The organism is Bradyrhizobium sp. LjRoot220 (assembly GCF_964252915.1).
In the GTDB taxonomy this organism is placed as follows: domain Bacteria; phylum Pseudomonadota; class Alphaproteobacteria; order Rhizobiales; family Xanthobacteraceae; genus Bradyrhizobium.
In genome coordinates this window covers 161,670-179,105 of the sequence record NZ_CAXUPS020000011.1, presented here as the reverse complement: position 1 = coordinate 179,105, position 17,436 = coordinate 161,670, and the positions used below count along the sequence as shown (strand labels likewise).

The window sequence follows — 17,436 nt, the reverse complement described above, 5'->3', positions numbered from 1 at the left end:
GGCCTCTCCTGCTGATTCATATCCTGATATCGGGTGGCGGTTCTGTCAATCAACCCGGGCGCTGCATTCGGCCGCGGATCACAAGCAATTCAATGGTTTGCGGCCAAACTTGCCTGTAAAGACGTGCCATGATCGTCATAGTTCCCATGCGGGCCGCGCTCGGCATTGCCGCAACCTTGTCTGTCGCCTGTATGGCGATCGAGGCTCGCGCCGAGGATGCTTCGCCGTGGCAGCGCGACACGCATTCCGCGGTCCGGCTGCTGGCGGGATCGCGCAGCGGCGCGGTGCTGCTCGGCGGGATTGCCATCCAATTGCAGCCGGGCTGGAAAACCTATTGGCGGACGCCCGGCGATTCCGGCGTTCCGCCACGCTTCGATTTCTCCAAATCCGACAATGTCGAGGCGGTGACGGTGTTGTGGCCGGCGCCGATGAGGTTCGACGACGGCGCCGGCGGCATCTCGTTCGGCTACAAGCACCAGGTCGTGCTGCCGCTGCGGATCGTCGCCAGGAATGCCGACAAGCCGGTGACGCTGCGCGCCGACATCAACTACGCGGTCTGCGAAAAGCTCTGCATCCCCGTCGACGCCAAGGCCGAGCTTGGCTTTGCCAGCGTGGCGAGCACCGAGGACGGCAATCTGTCCGACGCGCTCAATGCGGTGCCGAAGCCTGCCAATGTCGGCGATCCCAATCCCCTCACCATTCAGGGCGTCAAGCGCGAGGGCAAGGCCAACGTGCTGGTCGACGTCACCGCGCCCGCCGGCAAGGAAGTCAGCCTGTTCGTCGAGGGCCCGACGCCGGACTGGGCGTTGCCGGTGCCAAAACTGATCGAGGGCGGTCCGCCCGGCGTGAAGCGTTTTGCGTTCGAACTCGACGGCCTGCCGCCGGGCGCAAGCGCCGACGGCGCCGCGCTCAAACTGACGCTGGTCGGCGGTGACCGAGCGTATGAGTTCAACGTGAATTTGCAGTAGCTTTTTCCGTCGTCCCGGCCTCGAGCCGGGACCCATACACCGCGGCGGGTGTTTTGAGGCGCTGGCGGCAGACATCTTTCGCACAACATCTCCCTGTGGCTATGGGTCCCGGATCGCGCTTCGCTTGTCCGGGACGACAGCGGGAGACCGAATCTTAACGATTCGTTGATACATCCGAGCATCGCCGCCGCCTCGCGGCCTTTCGAGGATGCCTTGCTGTGGCCGTGATGGACACCGAATCCAGTTCCGCTTCGCCTGCCGGCCCGATCGCGCGCCTGCGGTCGCTGTTGGGCGGCTCCAGCGAAGCTTCGCTGACGAAACGGCTGGCCGGCACGATCTTCATCATCCGCGTGGTCAGCGCCGCGCTCGCCTATTTCTCGCAGATCCTGCTGGCGCGCTGGATGGGCGGCTCGGATTACGGCGTCTATGTCTATGTCTGGACCTGGGTGCTGCTGCTCGGCAGCATGATGGATTTCGGCATCTCGGCGTCGGCGCAAAAGATCATTCCGGAGTACCGCGCCAGCGGTCAGCATGCACTGCTGCGCGGCTTCCTGTCCGGCAGCCGCTGGATGACGTTCGCGGTGTCGTCGCTGGTCTCGCTGCTATTGGCTTGTGTCGTCAAAACACTGTCGCCGTGGATGGAGCCGAATACGGTTCTGCCGCTCTATATCGGCTGCCTGACGCTGCCGGCGTTCGTGGTCGCCAACACCCAGGACGGCATCGCGCGCTCGCATGACTGGATGCGGCTTGGCCTGATGCCGCAATTCATCGTGCGCCAGTCGCTGATCATCGGCCTCACCGCCGGCGCCTTCGCGCTCGGCTTCAATCTCGGCGCCACGGCCGCGATGCTGGCCAGCGCCGCCGCGGTCTGGCTCGCCATGATCGGCCAGATGGTGGTGCTGAACCGCAGGCTCGCCGGCCACATCGAACCCGGCGCCAGGGCCTACGATTTCCGCGGCTGGCTGGCGGTCTCGCTGCCGATCCTCATGGTCGAGAGCTTCTATCTGCTGCTGTCGTACACCGACGTCCTGATGCTACAGCAATTCCGCAGTTCCGAAGAAGTCGGCGTCTATTTCGCGGTCGTGAAGACGCTGGCGCTGGTCTCCTTCATTCACTACGCGATGTCGGCGACAACAGCGCACCGCTTTGCCGAATATCACGCGCTCGGCGACAACGCGCGGCTGTCGGCCTATGTGGCGCACGCGATCCAATGGACGTTCTGGCCTTCGCTCGCGGCCACCGTCGCACTGCTGGCGCTGGGCAAGCCGCTGTTGTGGCTGTTCGGGCCGCAATTCGTGGTCGGCTACGACATCATGTTCATCGCCGCCGTCGGCCTTGTGGTGCGGTCGGCGATCGGCCCGGTCGAGCGGCTCTTGAACATGCTCGGCCATCAGCACATCTGCGCGCTGGCCTATGCGCTTGCTTTCGTCATGAACGTGGTGCTGTGCCTGCTGCTGGTGCCACGCTTCGGCGGCCATGGCGCGGCGGCGGCAACCACGGTCGCGCTCGCGTTCGAGACCGTGCTGTTGTTCTGGATCGTCCGGCAGCGGCTCGGGCTGCACGTGCTGGCGTTCGGGAAGTCTGATTCCTAACCTCGCCCCGCTCTTGGCGGGGAGAGGTCGAAGCCGCAGCGAAGCGAAGGCTTCGGGTGAGGGGCGAGGCAATCACTCAGCCCCAAACTACCGATCTTCGAAGACGGCCTTTACCTGGCGAGCATCGTGTCTCGCCCCTCACCCGCTCGCAAACGCTCGCGACCTCTCCCCGCCAAGAGCGGGGAGAGGTTAAGGGTCCCTACTCCGCGGTCCAGCCGCCATCGATCGAGAGATTGGTGCCGGTGATCTGGGCGGCATCGTCGCCGCACAGGAACAGCGCCAGCGCCGCGACCTGTTCGGAGGTCACGAACTCCTTGGTCGGCTGCGCCGCCAGCAGCACGTCGTGGATGACCTGCTCCTTGGTGAGATTGCGCGCCTTCATGGTGTCCGGAATCTGCTTCTCGACCAGCGGCGTCCAGACATAGCCGGGGCTGATGCAGTTGCAGGTGATCTTGTGAGTCGCGAGCTCCAGCGCCACCGTCTTGGTCAGGCCGGCGATGCCATGCTTGGCCGAGACATAGGCCGACTTGAACGGCGAAGCCACCAGCGAATGCGCCGAGGCGGTGTTGATGATGCGGCCCCAGCCGCGCTTCTTCATGCCGGGCACCGCGGCACGGATGGCATAAAACGCCGACGACAGATTGATCGCGATGATCGCTTCCCACTTCTCGGGCGGAAATTCCTCGATCGGCGACACGAACTGGATGCCGGCATTGTTGACCAGGATATCGACCGAACCAAACGTCTTCTCGCCGAGCGCGACCATCTCGGCGATCTCGGCCGGCTTGGTCATGTCGGCGGGTGAATGCACGGCCCGGACCTTGAAATCGGTCTCGATGCCGGAACGCTCCTTCTCGATGTCGGCCGGCACGCCCATGCCGTTGAGAACGATATTGGCGCCGGCACCGGCGAAAGCGCGCGCATAAGCCAGTCCAATGCCGCTGGTCGAGCCGGTCACCACCGCGGTCTTGCCTTTCAACGTACCCATTCTAGTCACTCCTGCTTTTTGCTTTTCGGGGCGCTGGAAACGTCCCTCGTGAGATCGTAGGTCACCATGGTTTCCCCGGACTGCGGCCGTTCCAGCCATTCTTTGTGACGCATCGACAGATGCACGTCGCGGGCGCCCGCGTTCCAGTGCTCGACCACGCCGACATGCGAGAAATCATAATCCTTGGACGAGGATTCATAGTTCTTGCTGCGGTAGATCAGGTGCACCACCGTGACTGTGTTTTCCTTGACGGCATTGCACAGGATCGCCACCGACGGATCGTTCTTGAGATCATCGGGCAGTTTGGCGATCAACTCCCGCAGTGCCTTGCGGGTGTTGTGCACCTGCTTGTTCTTGTCGGTGTTCATCCGGGTCCGGCTGGAAAAGCGGATGTCTTTTTCGCGCTCGGCGGCCTCCAGCAGCGTAACCGGCAACTCGCCGCGCGCGCTGAACAGGTCGACCTGGAAGATCAGGAGATCGCGGTCGGTTTCCTCATCCAGCACGAAATCGAGCGGCGTGTTGGAGGCGATGCCGCCGTCCCAGTAATGCTCGCCATCGACGATGACGGAAGGAAAACCCGGCGGCAGCGCGCCGGACGCCATGATGTGCTCCGGGCCGATCCTCTTGCCGAGCTTTTTCAATTCCACATTGTCGAAATATTTGAAGTTGCCAGAACTCACGCCGACCGCGCCGACGGAAAGCCGCATCTTCAGGTCGTTAATGCGGTCGAAGTCGACCAGGCTTTCCAGCGTCTTCTTGAGCGGCAACGTGTCGTAATAGCTCAGCGATTGCGGGCTGCCCTGCGGCCACAGCGGCGCCGGCGGAATCCGCGGCGTGAAAAACCCGGGCACGCCGAAGGTCGCGATCAGGGCGGCGCTGGTCTCGTTGAACAGCGTACGCGCGCGGTCTCCCGATGTAATTGGATTCCAGGACACCGGGGACGACACCATGTCCCAGAATTCCTTCAGGCGGTCGACGCGTTTCGCAGGATCGTTGCCGGCTATGATCGCGGCATTGATCGCGCCGATCGAGATGCCCGCCACCCATTCCGGTTCGAAGCCGGAACGGCACAATGCCTGAAAGGCGCCGGCCTGATAAGAGCCGAGCGCACCGCCGCCTTGCAGCACCAGCACGCGTTGCGCATGAACGGGCTTCGTTGCGGGCGCGGGGTCGGAACTATCCATCGTGACCGTCAACCGGAGGACAATATTTTGATACCGTGGCGGCAGTTCGCAGCGGCGTCAATCAGCGAGATACAGCGCAAGATCACGCGGAATTTATCGTGCTTTTATTTGGAGCATAATCTTGTCGGAAAACCGGTACCCACTTTTCCGGATCATGCTCTAACTTGATGCAAGAATGAGCGTCCAGAACACCTTGTACTTCGTGTTGGGAGCATAAATCGCCGCTATGCCCAATTTTGTGACACCGTTCTTGAGCATATTTGCCTTGTGCGGCGGCGAGTCGCGCCAGCCTGAAAACGCTTCCGCCAGCGTGTGATAGCCGGCCGACACGTTTTCCACCGCGAGCTTGGCCGGATATCCGGAGGCGCCTAGCCGTTTTTCCAGCGGGCCCTTCACATCATGATCGAGCTTGTTGCGGCTGGCCATCGCCTGCGACTGCGCTTCGGCGAGCTTCATCAGATCAGGGTCGACCGCCACGGCGGCAAGCCCGTTGTTCTGGCGGTACAGCGAAATCATCGAGGCCGCAGCTTGCGGGTCGAGCGTGGCGCCGCCATTGGCCATACTGAGATACATCGTCGGCTGGTCCGGCGCCCTGCCGGTATCGGCCATGCAACCGCCCAGCAACAACAACCCCGCTATCGCGACCGCGGCGCGCATGAATCAACCCCCGTGATGTCACGCAGTTGTTGCATGCCAACCGTGGCTGAATGGTGAACGCGGGGTCAATTTAGCGGTCATTCCGGGGCGCGAAGCGAACCCGGAATCTCGAGATTCCCCGGTGCGCAAGGGCGCACCTGAGGTTCGGTTCTTCGAACCGCCCCGGAATGACAGCATCAATCGTGGGCCGCAAAAATACGGTAGCGGCGGGGCTGCAGGCTGACGATTTCCCCGGCTTGCAGTTCCCGGTCGCGGGGGGCGTCGATCTCGATGATGGTCTTGCCCTCGCCGCCCGACAGCGCGACCTCGGCCCGCTGGATCGGACCGAACGAACGGACATGGCGCACCGCGCCCTCCAGCGAACCCGACCCGGCCGGCCCGATCTGCATGTCATGGCGCCGCACGAACAGTTTCGCCGCGCCGGAAGCCGCGCCATTGGCGGCGATATTCAGCGGACGGCCGTCGAGCCGTACCGAGCCGCCGCTGACATCCACCGGCAGCACGATGGATTCGCCGATGAAGCCGTGCACGAACGCGGTCGCCGGGTCGTCATAGACCTCGCCGGGCGTACCGATCTGCTCGATGCGGCCCTTGTCCATGACCACGACGCGGTTGGCGACTTCGAGCGCCTCCTCCTGGTCGTGGGTGACAAAGATCGAGGTGACGTGGATTTCGGAATGCAGCGAGCGCAGCCACTGCCGCAATTCCTTGCGCACCTTGGCATCGAGCGCACCAAACGGCTCGTCGAGCAGCAGGATGCGCGGCTCGATCGCCAGCGCCCGCGCAAGCGCGATGCGCTGCCGCTGGCCGCCGGACAATTGGCTGGGGTAGCGATTGGACAGCCAGTCGAGCTGCACCAGGTCGAGCAATTCCTTGACGCGGGCGCGGATGGTGGCCTCGTCCTTGCGGACGGCGCGCGGCTGTACCCTGAGGCCGAAGGCGACGTTTTCGAACACCGTCATGTGGCGGAACAGCGCATAATGCTGGAACACGAAACCGACGTGGCGCTCGCTGGCGCCGCGTGCCAGCGCGTTCTCGCCATCGATCGACACCTCGCCGGCGTCCGGCCAGTCGAGCCCAGCGATGATCCTCAGCAGCGTGGTCTTGCCCGAGCCAGAGGGGCCGAGCAGCGCCAGCAATTCGCCCTGGTCGACCTTCAGGTCGACATTGTCGAGCGCTGCGAAGCTGCCGAACTTCTTGACGATGTTTTTGACTTCAATGGTCACGTGGTTCCTGTCCTTCGTCCAGACGTCGCTCGAGAACGGTCTTCACGACCAATGTAATCAGCGCCAGCATCGCCAGCAGCGATGCAATCGCGAACGATGCCACGAATTGATATTCATTATAGAGGATTTCGACCAGCAGCGGCATGGTGTTGGTCTCGCCGCGGATATGCCCCGACACGACCGAAACCGCGCCGAACTCGCCCATCGCGCGCGCATTGCACAGCAATACGCCATACAACAGGCCCCATTTGATATTGGGCAGAGTGACGCGGAAGAACGTCTGCAGGCCAGACGCGCCGAGCGAAATCGCCGCCTCTTCCTCCTGGGTGCCCTGCTCCTGCATCAGCGGTATCAGCGCGCGCGCAACAAAGGGAAAGGTCACGAAGATGGTCGCCAGCGCGATGCCGGGTACTGCGAACAGGATGTGGACGTCGTGCGCTTGCAGCCATGTCCCGAAAAAGCCCTGCGCGCCGAACAGCAGCACGAACACGAGGCCCGAGATCACCGGACTGACCGAGAACGGCAAATCGATCAGCGTAATCAGGAAGGTCTTGCCGGTGAATTCGAACTTGGCGATCGCCCAGGCCGCGATCACGCCGAACACCAGGTTGAGCGTGACTGATATCGCCGCCACCAGCAGCGTCAGCCGGATCGCCGCCAGCGCCTCCGGTTCCGACAGCGCCGCAATATAGGCGCCGATGCCCTTGGAAAACGCGCTCGCGAACACCACGACCAGCGGCAGCACGACAAACACCGACAGGAAGGTGACGGCGAGCCCGATGATGACGAAACGGACCGGTCCCGGCTCGGTACGCAGATTGTCCGGCGACGTGCCGGTGCGCGGCCGCGCGCGCTCGATGCGCAAGGCCGGAGCTGAAACGGTGAGGTCCGCGGTTGGGGCATAGGCCCGCAACTCGGTCGCTGACGTCACCACACTCGATTGCGTCGGCATCGGTCCCTCAATGCGCCGGAATACGGGTTTGCGCCCAGCGCTGCAGGCGATTGACCGCGAAGATGATCAGGAACGACGCCAGCAGCATGACAACCGCGATCGCGGTCGCGTCGGCGTAGCGGAATTCGGAAAGCCGGATCACGATCAGGAGCGGCGCGATCTCCGACACGTTGGGCAGGTTGCCGGCGATGAAGATGACCGAGCCATACTCGCCGACCGCGCGCGCGAACGCCAGCGCGAATCCGGTCAACAGCGCCGGGATCAAACTCGGCAGGATCACGCGGAACACGGTGTGCCAGCGGTTGGCGCCGAGGCTTGCCGCCGCCTCCTCGATCTCGACGTCGAGATCTTGCAGCACCGGCTGCACCGTCCGCACCACGAAGGGAATGCCGATGAAGACCATCGCGATGAAGATGCCGATCGGCGTGAACGCCACCTTGATGCCGAGTTCGGCCAAGGGCGCACCGAGCCAGCCTTTCTGGGCGAACAATTGCGTCAGTGCGACGCCCGCGACCGCCGTCGGCAACGCAAAGGGGATATCGACGATGGCGTCGAACAGCCGTCGGCCGGGAAAGCGATAGCGCACCAGCGCCCAGACGATGATCGTGCCCATGACAAGGTTGACGAGCGCGGCGAGAAACGACAGCCCGAACGAAATCTTCAGCGCATTGAGGGTGCGGCGGCTGGTGATGATGGTCCAGAACTGATCGAGGCTGAGCTCGAACGTCTTGAGGAACAGGCCGGCGAGCGGCAGCAGGATAATAATGGAGAGCCACGTCAGGGTCAGTCCCATGGTGAGACCAAACCCCGGCAACGTGCTGCGCCGTGCAACCGCTATGCTCACAAATCCCCCTGCTTATCCGGCAAATCGCCCCCCAAATCAGTTCTTGTAGATCTGGTCGAAAATGCCGCCTTCGCCGAAATGGTCCTTCTGCGCCTTGGTCCAACCACCGAAAACGTCGTCGATGGTGAAAAGTTCAACCTTGGCGAAAGATTTTTCGTATTCCCGGGCGATCTCCGGATCGCGCGGCCGGTAGGAATTGCGGGTCGCGATTTCCTGGCCTTCCTTGGTATACCAGTATTTCAGGTAGGCTTCAGCTACCGCGCGGGTACCCTTTTTGTCGGCCACCTTGTCTACGAGAGACACCGGCGGCTCGGCCAGAATCGACAGCGGCGGAGAGACAATCTCAAACTTGTCCTTGCCGAACTCGCGCTGCGCCAAAAACGCCTCGTTCTCCCACGCCAGCAGCACGTCGCCGACGCCGCGCTCGACGAAGGTCACGGTCGAGCCGCGCGCACCGGTATCTAGCACGGGCACGTTCTGGAAGAGGTCGCCGACGAATTTTTTGGCCTTGTCGGGAGAACCGTATTTCTTCTGCGCATAGCCCCAGGCTGCGAGATAATTCCAGCGCGCACCGCCTGACGTTTTCGGGTTCGGCGTGATGACGCTGACGCCGGATTTGATCAAATCGTCCCAATCCTTGATCGCCTTCGGGTTGCCCTTGCGCACCAGGAACACGATCGTGGAGGTGTAGGGCGAGGCATTGAGCGGCAGGCGTTTTTGCCAGTCCGGCGCCACCAGGCCCTTGCCGGCGATCGCATCGATGTCATAGGCCAGCGCCAGCGTGACGATGTCCGCCTGCAGGCCGTCGATCACGCCGCGTGCCTGCGAACCCGAGCCGCCATGCGACTGCTTGATCTCGACGCTCTTGCCGGTTTCCTTGGCATAGGCGGCAATGAACGCCTTGTTGAAGTCGGCATAGAGTTCGCGCGTCGGGTCGTAGGACACGTTGAGCAACGTGAAGTCGGCGGCCAACGCCGAACTGGCCCAGAGCAGTCCCGCGACGAGCGGCAGAATACGACGGAACATCTCAATCTCCATTCGGCCGGATGAAGGATATCACCGGAGCCACGCGGAACATAACTCGCGACGAAGCGGCGTTTAGTCAACGAAACCGCATTTCATTGTTCGCGGCGGCGCAGCGTCATTGTCCTATGAAGTCGATATTCTAGAGCAGGATGACTATTCTTCGAATCGTCATCCCGCTCCATCTTTTGTTTGAGCATGATCTTTTCGGAAAACCGGTGCCCACTTTTCCGGATCATGCTCTAGGAAGTTTTGGTCGTGTGGATGCCGCATTCGGTCTTCGCCCGGCCGCGCCAGCGACCGGCACGCGCATCTTCGTCCGCCGATGTCCGGCTGCTGCACGGCATGCACCCGACCGACAGATAGCCCGACGCCACCAGCGGGTGCGGCGGCAATTTCGCGAGCTGGTAGATCGCCTCGATCTGTTCGCGCGCGACATTGGCGAACGGGTTGAATTTCAGCCTGGCGCCGTCGTCCTCGACAACCGCCATCTCGGCGCGCAGGCCTCCCTGGAAACGTTTGCGGCCGTTGATCCATGCCGAGAACGGCGCCAACGCCCGCGCCAGCGGCTCGACTTTACGGATACGGCAGCAGGCATCGGGATCGGAGAACCACAATTCACGGTCCGGGTCCTCGCGCGACAATGCTTCGTCGAGCGGCTTGATCGAGCGGACGTCGCGCAGGCCGAGCGTCGCGATCAGGGTGTCGCGATAGGCCAGCGTCTCCTCGAACAGCCAGCCGGTGTCGAGGAAGATCACGGGTATAGCCGGATCGACATCTGCCATCACCTTGAGCAATGCCGCCGATTCCGTGCCGAATGAAGACACCACCGCGAGCTTGTCGCGGCCGACGGTCTTCAGCGCCGCTTCGATGACTTCCGCAGGCGACGCGTTGCGCAGCGCATGGTCGAGCGCCTGCGCCGGCGATAGGTCCGTCGTCTGCTCGATCAACATTTGGGGCACGATCGCATTCACTGGCCGGCACTCTCCGAATGACGCAGCTGCATCCGCCGATGCAACGCGGTGGGACGGCCATCGCCGGTCGGCTGGTAGAATACCGAGTAGCGCTTGGCGGTCGCAGCAAACGCTTCCGCGTCGCTGTCCTTCTTCACCTCGAACGTGTCGAAGCCGGCGCGCAGCATGAACACGAACTGGTCGCGCAGCACCTGGCCGGTGGCGCGCAGTTCGCCTTCGAAGCCGTGACGCTCGCGCAGCAGGCGCGCCTGGCTGTAGGCGCGGCCATCGCGGAACGAGGGAAATACCAGCGCCACCGCGGCCAGGCGCCCGAGATACGGCACGAGATCGTCTAGGTCGCGGTTGTTCGGCCAGATCACGCCAAGCTTGCCGGTACGCTTCAACAGGGCTTCCGGATCCTCAAGGAACCGTGCCGCCGGAACGAGGATGGCGCCATCGCCCGGCAGCTCTGCCCCCTCGGGGACATGGACGAACAAGTCGCCGGTGATTTTTCCGTCTTTAACGAGTGGCATAGACCCGCTCCTTGAATGGCTCGACACCCAGCCGCTTCACCGTATCCACGAACAACTCCTCGGGGCGGTCGCGCAGCGCCAGATAGGCTTCGACAATGTCTTCGATGACGTCAGCGACTTCGGCATAGGGCACCGCGGGGCCGATCAGGGTGCCCATCTGGGCGTTCTCATCGGCGCGGCCGCCGATCGTGATCTGATAGAATTCCTCGCCGTTCTTCTCGACACCGAGAATGCCGATGTGACCGACGTGGTGGTGGCCGCAGGCGTTGATGCAGCCGGAAATGTTGATGTGCAGCCGGCCGATCAGTTCGGCGGTATCGTGGTTGGCGAAGCGTCGCGTCAGCTCCTGCGCGATCGGGATCGAGCGCGCATTGGCGAGCGAGCAATAATCGAGGCCGGGGCAGGCGATGATGTCGGTGACCAAATTGACGTTCGGCGTGGCGAGCCCGATGCGGTCGAGCGCCTTCCACAGCTGCGGCAGGTCGCGCTTGGCGACATGCGGCAGGCACAGATTCTGCTCGTGGCCGACGCGGATTTCCCCGAACGAGTACCGGTCGGCGAGATCGGCGACCGCGTCCATCTGGTCGGCGGTGGCATCGCCGGGCGGTGCGCCCACCGGCTTCAGCGACAGCGTCACGATCGAATAGCCTTGCACCTTGTGCGGGAACACCGAATTCTTGCGCCAGCGCTCGAACAGCGGATCATGCGCGGCCTGCTTCAGCTGGTCCGGCATGTGCGGCAGTTTCTCATAGGCCGGATAGGCGAAACGCGAACGCACCTCCTCGATGACGGAATGATCGAGCGTGAGCGCGCCGTCGCTCATCTGCTTCCATTCCTCTTCGACTTCCTTGGAAAACTTCTCGATGCCAAGTTCATGCACCAGGATCTTGATGCGTGCCTTGTAGATGTTGTCGCGGCGGCCATACTGGTTGTAGACGCGCAGGATCGCCTCGACATAGCTCAGGATGTCGCGGCCGTGCACGAACGGTTTTATTGTCTTGCCGATAAATGGCGTGCGGCCAAGACCGCCGCCGACCAGCACTTCGAAACCGGTTTCGCCGTCGGCATTCTTGAGCAGGCGCAAGCCGATATCGTGGACCTTGATCGCGGCGCGGTCATGCTCGGACGCGGTGATCGCGATCTTGAACTTGCGCGGCAGGAACGAAAATTCCGGATGCAGCGTGGTGTGCTGACGCAGGATTTCCGACCAGACGCGGGGATCCTCGACCTCGCCCGGCGCGACGCCGGCCCACTGGTCCGAGGTGACGTTGCGCATGTTGTTGCCGGAGGTCTGCATCGCATGGATGCCGACCTCGGCAAGGTCGGCGAGCGCGTCCGGCAATTCTGCGAGCTTGATCCAGTTGAACTGGATGTTCTGACGGGTGGTGAAATGGCCATAGCCGCGGTCGTAACGGCGCGCAACACGGGCCAGCGCGCGCAACTGCTTCGACGACAGCGTGCCATAGGGAATCGCGACGCGGAACATATAGGCGTGCAGCTGCAGATAGACGCCGTTCTGCAGCCGCAGCATCTTGAATTCGTCCTCGGTGAGTTCGCCGGACAGCCGGCGCTTCACCTGGTCGCGGAATTCTTCAACACGCTCGTTGATCAGCGTGCGATCGAGTTCGTCATATGCGTACATGATGGATGCCTTACGCCGGAACCGGAAGCAGATCGATGGTGAGACCTTCCGACCGGATATGTTCGCGGAGATTGCCGGGCTTGATCCCGCCGCCGTCCTTGAGCTCGACCGGCGCGATATAGGGACCGATCGCGCCGACGTCATCGGCGGTGGCTTCACCAAGCAGCGTTCGCGCCTCGTCGGAAGTGCGCACGATCGCGGCGTCCGACAGGTTCGCCGACCAGCCCTGCTGCGCGGTGCGATAGATCACGACGCCATCCCAGGTGCGGTTGGCGGTGACCATCGAGGGTCCCGTGATCTTGATCTTTTGTTGTAATGGCGAGGTCATTCGGCAACTTCCAGCAGTTGTGATATCACTTGATTGGGATCGGCAAGGTTTGAAGCGGCAAGGCGCCACGGCGCGGAATGCGCGACGACGTCGCCGATGATGAGGACGGCCGGCCCGCCATCGATTTTTTCAACCAGCGCCGGCAGTTGTTCGAGCGTGCCGACCACGGCCTGGGCATCCGGACGCGTCACCCGCGCGAACACCCCGACCGGCGTTTGCGGCGAACGGCCGGCGGCGAGCAGGCCGGCACGGATCGCGGGGGCGGCGGTCATGCCCATGTAGACCACGATGGTCATCTTCTTGTCCGTCAGCACCGACCAGTCGACGGTCTCGGCATCCCTGGCCTTGTGGGCGGTGAGAAAGGTGATGCGCAGTGCCTCGTGGCGATAGGTCAGCGGCGCTTCGAACTGCGCCGCGGCACCCAATCCAGCGGTAATGCCCGGCACCACCGAGTAGGCGACGCCGGCCGCGCGCAACACTTCGATTTCCTCGCCGCCGCGGCCGAAGATGAAGGGATCGCCACCCTTCAGCCGCACCGCGCGTTGTCCTGACCTGGCGGCCTCGATCAGCAATTTGTTGATCGCATCCTGGCCAATGCCGGGCTTGCCGACGCGGCGGCCGACCGGAATGCGCGAGGCATCGCGGCGAATACGATCGAGAACTTCCGGCGATACCAATTCGTCATAGAAAACGACGTCGGCATCCTGCAGCGCGCGCAGCGCCTTGATGGTGAGCAGATCGGGATCGCCCGGTCCGGCGCCGACCAGCGTGACCCGGCCTTCGGCCTTGCCCTGATCATTTGCACCGGCAAAAGCGGAAGGATCCGCGATCGCCTGCAATTCCCTGGCGGCTTCGTCCTTGCGCCCGGCCAACACCAGTGCGCCGATCGGACCGTCGATCACGCGCTCCCAGAAACGGCGGCGCAACGCAAATTCGGGAATCCGCGCATGCATCGCCTTGCGAAAGCCGCCGATGAAGCCGGCGAGATCGCCGATGCGCGCGGGCAGCACAGCCTCGATGCGCTCGCGCACACGGCGCGCCACGACCGGCGAGGTGCCGCCGGTGCCGACGGCGACGATGACGTCGCCGCGATCGACGATGGCAGGAAAGATAAAGGTCGAGTGGACGAGATCGTCCATCACGTTGACGGGCAGCCCGACCGCCTTCGCCCGCACCGACATCGCAATGCCAATGTCGCCGGCACCGGCGCAGAGGATCGCGATAACGCTGCCGAGGTCCGCAGCCAGCGGATCGCCCTTGGCGAGTTCGACCCGCGCGACGTCATTGGGGTCGAGCCCGCTGACATCATGATTGCCGTCGGTCGCGAACCAGCGCACCTGGGCACCGGCCGCCGCGAGCAACCGCAATTTGGCGCGTGCGAGGTCGCCCGCTCCAACGAGCAGCACCTTGCCGCTTTGCAGATCCAAAAACACCGGTAGATAGCGCATCAGTTACTCGCTTCCCCAACTCGGGGGTTGACTGAAATTATTTTCTATTTATCTCTCGCGCAATGGCTGCAAAGAGAAAATTATTTCTTCTCTATTGCGGCGCAACTTTAGAATTTTTCCACTCCCAAGTCCAAGGCCCAGAGATGCATCTTCTCAACAAAGAATCCGGCGGACGCGGGTTGCACCCCGCAGCGCTCAATCAAGCATCCTCGTTGCCGAAAATTCTCGGCGGCCAGCCCCTGCCGCCGCCCTCGATGGACCACCTCGACGAGCTCGAGGCGCAGAGCATCTACATCCTGCGCGAGGCGTTCGCGCGGCTGAAGAAGCTGGCGCTGCTGTGGTCGCTGGGCAAGGATTCCAACGTCATGATCTGGCTGGCGCGCAAGGCCTTCTTCGGCCGCGTGCCGTTCCCGGCTTTGCATGTCGATACCGGCAAGAAATTTGCCGAGATGTATGCGTTCCGCGACCGCTTCGGCAAGGAATGGGAGCTCGATCTCAAGATCGAGCCCTGCCCGTCGATCGACGCCATCGATCCGACACTGCCTCCGGCCGCGCGCTCCGCCGCCCGCAAGACCGAAGGCCTCAAATGGGCGCTGACGAAATACGGCTTTGACGGATTGATCGCCGGCATTCGCCGCGACGAAGAGGCCACCCGTGCCAAGGAGCGCGTGTTTTCGCCGCGCGGCATCGAAGGCGGCTGGGACGTGCGCGATCAACCGCCGGAGTTCTGGGACCATTTCAACGCCTCGCCGCCGCAGGGCGCGCACTTGCGCATCCATCCCATCCTGCATTGGACCGAGGCCGACATCTGGGCCTACACCAAGCGCGAAAACATTCCGATCATCCCGCTCTATTTGTCGAAGGACGGCAAACGCTATCGCTCGCTGGGCGATCAGGACATCACCAATCCGGTGGCGTCGACCGCCTCCAGCATCGATGAAATCCTGACCGAACTCGACGGCACCAGGGTGCCGGAACGTGCGGGCCGTGCGCTCGATCACGAAACCGAAGACGCATTCGAGCGGCTGCGTGTCGCCGGCTATCTCTGACGGACATTTGGTGTGAGCGCTGCGATGAACATGATCCTCCCCACAAGCGTTTCTGCAAGCGTATCGGCGACCCCCAACGGCACCACGCGGCCGCAGGTTCGCATCGTCATCGTCGGCCATGTCGACCATGGCAAATCCACCCTGGTCGGCCGCCTGCTGCATGAAACCGGCAGCCTGCCCGACGGCAAGCTGGAAATGCTGAAAGCGGTCAGCGCGCGGCGCGGCATGCCGTTCGAGTGGTCGTTCCTGCTCGACGCGCTACAGACCGAGCGCGACCAGGGCATCACCATCGACACCACGCAGATCCGTTTCCGCACCCGCTCGCGCGACGTGGTACTGATCGACGCGCCCGGCCACGCTGAATTTTTGCGCAACATGATCACCGGCGCCTCGCAGGCCGATGGCGCGGTGCTGATCATCGATGCGCTGGAAGGCGTGCGCGACCAGACCAGGCGGCACGGCTATCTCTTGCATCTGCTCGGCATCAAACAGGTCGCCGTCGTCGTCAACAAGATGGACCGGGTCGACTTCAGGGCGGGGCGTTTCAAGGAGATCAGCGACGAGATATCGGCGCATCTGATCGGCCTCGGCGTGACGCCGTCGGCGGTAATTCCGATTTCCGCGCGCGACGGCGACGGCGTTGCCGAACGCACGCCGCGGATCTCCTGGTACCACGGACCGAGCGTCGTCGAGGCGCTCGATGCGCTCGAACCGGCCCGGCCGCTGGAGCAATTGGCGCTGCGGCTGCCGGTGCAGGCGATCTACAAATTCGACGACCGCCGCATCGTCGCCGGCCGCATCGAGTCCGGTCATCTCAGCGCCGGCGATGAAATCGTCATCATGCCCGCCGGCAAGATCGCAAAGATCAAGACCGTCGAGAGCTGGCCGGTGACCCCGGTCAACGGCAGCCACGGCGCCGGCCGTTCGGTCGGCATCACGCTCGACCGCGAATTGTTCATTGAACGCGGCGACGTCATCGCCCATGCCGGCGCCACCCCGCGCGATACGCGGCGGATTCGCGCCCGGATTTTCTGGCTGCACGACAAACCGCTTGCCAAGGGCGAGCAGATCCTGATCCGCCTCGGCACCCGCGAGAGCCGCGCGCATGTCGTCGCGATCGAGAAGGCGGTCGATCCCGGCGAACTCTCCAATGAGGAAACGAAGTCGATCGCGCGCAATCACGTTGGCGAAATCGATATCTCGCTGGCGCAGCCGGTCGCGGCCGACCCCTATCAGGACAATCCGCGCACCGGACGGCTGGTGATCGAGGTCAACGGCCGCATTGCCGGCGGTGGTCTCGTGCTGTCGGTCGACGCCGGACAACGCGCCGTGCCGGTCGACATCGTCCCGGTGGAATCTGCGTTGCGTCCCGAGGAACGCTCGGCGCGCTATCGCCACAACGGCGCGGTGATCTGGCTGACGGGATTGCCCGGTTCAGGCAAGTCGACGCTGGCCCGCGCACTGGAGCGCCGGCTGTTCGGCAATGGCGGCTCGCCCATTCTGCTCGATGGCGACACGCTGCGCGCCGGGCTCAATGGCGATCTCGGATTTTCCGCGCAGGATCGCACCGAAAACATCCGCCGGCTCGCCGAAGTCGCGACCCATCTGGCGCGCAACGGCCACATCGCCATCGTCGCCGCGGTGTCGCCCTCCTCTGAGGATCGCGCCGCCGCGCGACGGATTGCGGACGCCGCATTCCGCGAAATCCATGTCGCGACCCCGGCCGAAGTCTGCGAGAGCCGCGACCCCAAGGGCCATTACGCCAAGGCGCGTGCAGGGACGCTGCAATCGTTCACCGGGATCGGCAACGACTACCAGCCGCCGGCCAGTTGCGAACTGAAAATCGACACCTCAACCGGTTCGGTAGCGGACGCCACCGACGCCATCGAGCGGATGCTGGCAGAGACCGGCATCTTGTTCGACGAACTGGTGGATCTCGCGGCCAATATCTAGGCTTTTTGGGGCCTTCTCATCGACCCGGCTTTAGCGCTAAAAGGCAGTTGAAAACTGCCCTTTGGCGCGCTTTTTGCTGCTTTCATCCCCGAAAGC

16 protein-coding genes are annotated in these 17,436 nt (G+C 63.3%); 4 read left to right on the top strand and 12 right to left on the bottom strand.

Annotation, left to right across the window (positions count from 1 at the left end):
• Nucleotides 1–128: 128 nt before the first annotated feature.
• Nucleotides 129–968, top strand: coding sequence for a protein-disulfide reductase DsbD domain-containing protein (locus ACSQ84_RS32310; RefSeq protein ID WP_436215777.1), 840 nt, complete (start codon nucleotides 129–131; stop codon nucleotides 966–968).
• Nucleotides 969–1,195: 227 nt separating this feature from the next.
• On the top strand, nucleotides 1,196–2,560 hold the full coding sequence (locus tag ACSQ84_RS32305; protein ID WP_436215802.1) for a lipopolysaccharide biosynthesis protein: 1,365 nt from the start codon (nucleotides 1,196–1,198) through the stop codon (nucleotides 2,558–2,560).
• A 199-nt stretch (nucleotides 2,561–2,759) separates the two neighbouring features.
• Here the strand turns inward: ACSQ84_RS32305 and ACSQ84_RS32300 are convergent, their stop codons facing one another.
• The 12 genes from ACSQ84_RS32300 to cysG all read right to left on the bottom strand — a co-directional run bounded on the left by ACSQ84_RS32300 (nucleotide 2,760) and on the right by cysG (nucleotide 14,338).
• Nucleotides 2,760–3,548, bottom strand: coding sequence for a 3-hydroxybutyrate dehydrogenase (locus ACSQ84_RS32300; protein ID WP_436215776.1), 789 nt, complete (start codon nucleotides 3,546–3,548; stop codon nucleotides 2,760–2,762).
• A gap of 5 nt (nucleotides 3,549–3,553) precedes the next feature.
• Nucleotides 3,554–4,732, bottom strand: coding sequence for a DUF3734 domain-containing protein (locus ACSQ84_RS32295; protein ID WP_436215775.1), 1,179 nt, complete (start codon nucleotides 4,730–4,732; stop codon nucleotides 3,554–3,556).
• 159 nt (nucleotides 4,733–4,891) lie between these two features.
• Nucleotides 4,892–5,389: a CAP domain-containing protein gene (locus ACSQ84_RS32290; RefSeq protein WP_436215774.1), complete on the bottom strand. Its 498-nt coding sequence runs from the start codon at nucleotides 5,387–5,389 to the stop codon at nucleotides 4,892–4,894.
• 176 nt (nucleotides 5,390–5,565) lie between these two features.
• Nucleotides 5,566–6,615, bottom strand: coding sequence for a sulfate/molybdate ABC transporter ATP-binding protein (locus ACSQ84_RS32285; protein WP_436215773.1), 1,050 nt, complete (start codon nucleotides 6,613–6,615; stop codon nucleotides 5,566–5,568).
• The gene (gene cysW, locus ACSQ84_RS32280) at nucleotides 6,605–7,567 is read right to left on the bottom strand and encodes a sulfate ABC transporter permease subunit CysW (protein WP_436215772.1); all 963 of its coding nucleotides are present in this window, start codon (nucleotides 7,565–7,567) and stop codon (nucleotides 6,605–6,607) included. The genes ACSQ84_RS32285 and cysW overlap by 11 nt, the downstream gene beginning before the upstream one ends.
• 7 nt (nucleotides 7,568–7,574) lie before the next feature.
• Nucleotides 7,575–8,381 (bottom strand): sulfate ABC transporter permease subunit CysT, encoded by an 807-nt coding sequence (cysT, locus tag ACSQ84_RS32275; RefSeq protein WP_436215801.1) that lies wholly within the window; start codon nucleotides 8,379–8,381, stop codon nucleotides 7,575–7,577.
• A 66-nt stretch (nucleotides 8,382–8,447) separates the two neighbouring features.
• Nucleotides 8,448–9,449 carry a sulfate ABC transporter substrate-binding protein gene (locus ACSQ84_RS32270; RefSeq protein ID WP_436215771.1) on the bottom strand — a complete coding sequence of 334 codons (1,002 nt, stop codon included), beginning with the start codon at nucleotides 9,447–9,449 and terminating at the stop codon, nucleotides 8,448–8,450.
• Between the two features lie 227 nt (nucleotides 9,450–9,676).
• On the bottom strand, nucleotides 9,677–10,408 hold the full coding sequence (locus tag ACSQ84_RS32265) for a phosphoadenylyl-sulfate reductase (protein WP_436215770.1): 732 nt from the start codon (nucleotides 10,406–10,408) through the stop codon (nucleotides 9,677–9,679).
• A complete protein-coding gene (locus ACSQ84_RS32260) occupies nucleotides 10,405–10,920 on the bottom strand; it encodes a DUF934 domain-containing protein (RefSeq protein ID WP_436215769.1) in 516 nt (171 codons plus the stop codon). The genes ACSQ84_RS32265 and ACSQ84_RS32260 overlap by 4 nt, the downstream gene beginning before the upstream one ends.
• Nucleotides 10,907–12,562: a nitrite/sulfite reductase gene (locus ACSQ84_RS32255; RefSeq protein ID WP_436215768.1), complete on the bottom strand. Its 1,656-nt coding sequence runs from the start codon at nucleotides 12,560–12,562 to the stop codon at nucleotides 10,907–10,909. The genes ACSQ84_RS32260 and ACSQ84_RS32255 overlap by 14 nt, the downstream gene beginning before the upstream one ends.
• Before the next feature lie 10 nt (nucleotides 12,563–12,572).
• Nucleotides 12,573–12,890 (bottom strand): DUF2849 domain-containing protein, encoded by a 318-nt coding sequence (locus ACSQ84_RS32250; RefSeq protein ID WP_436215767.1) that lies wholly within the window; start codon nucleotides 12,888–12,890, stop codon nucleotides 12,573–12,575.
• Nucleotides 12,887–14,338 carry a siroheme synthase CysG gene (gene cysG, locus ACSQ84_RS32245; protein WP_436215766.1) on the bottom strand — a complete coding sequence of 484 codons (1,452 nt, stop codon included), beginning with the start codon at nucleotides 14,336–14,338 and terminating at the stop codon, nucleotides 12,887–12,889. The genes ACSQ84_RS32250 and cysG overlap by 4 nt, the downstream gene beginning before the upstream one ends.
• Before the next feature lie 254 nt (nucleotides 14,339–14,592).
• Between cysG and cysD the strand changes: the two genes are divergently transcribed.
• Both cysD and cysC read left to right on the top strand, forming a co-directional pair.
• Nucleotides 14,593–15,387, top strand: coding sequence for a sulfate adenylyltransferase subunit CysD (gene cysD / locus ACSQ84_RS32240; protein ID WP_436215800.1), 795 nt, complete (start codon nucleotides 14,593–14,595; stop codon nucleotides 15,385–15,387).
• A gap of 24 nt (nucleotides 15,388–15,411) precedes the next feature.
• Nucleotides 15,412–17,340 (top strand): adenylyl-sulfate kinase, encoded by a 1,929-nt coding sequence (gene cysC, locus ACSQ84_RS32235; RefSeq protein ID WP_436215765.1) that lies wholly within the window; start codon nucleotides 15,412–15,414, stop codon nucleotides 17,338–17,340.
• The last annotated feature ends 96 nt before the right edge of the window (nucleotides 17,341–17,436 follow it).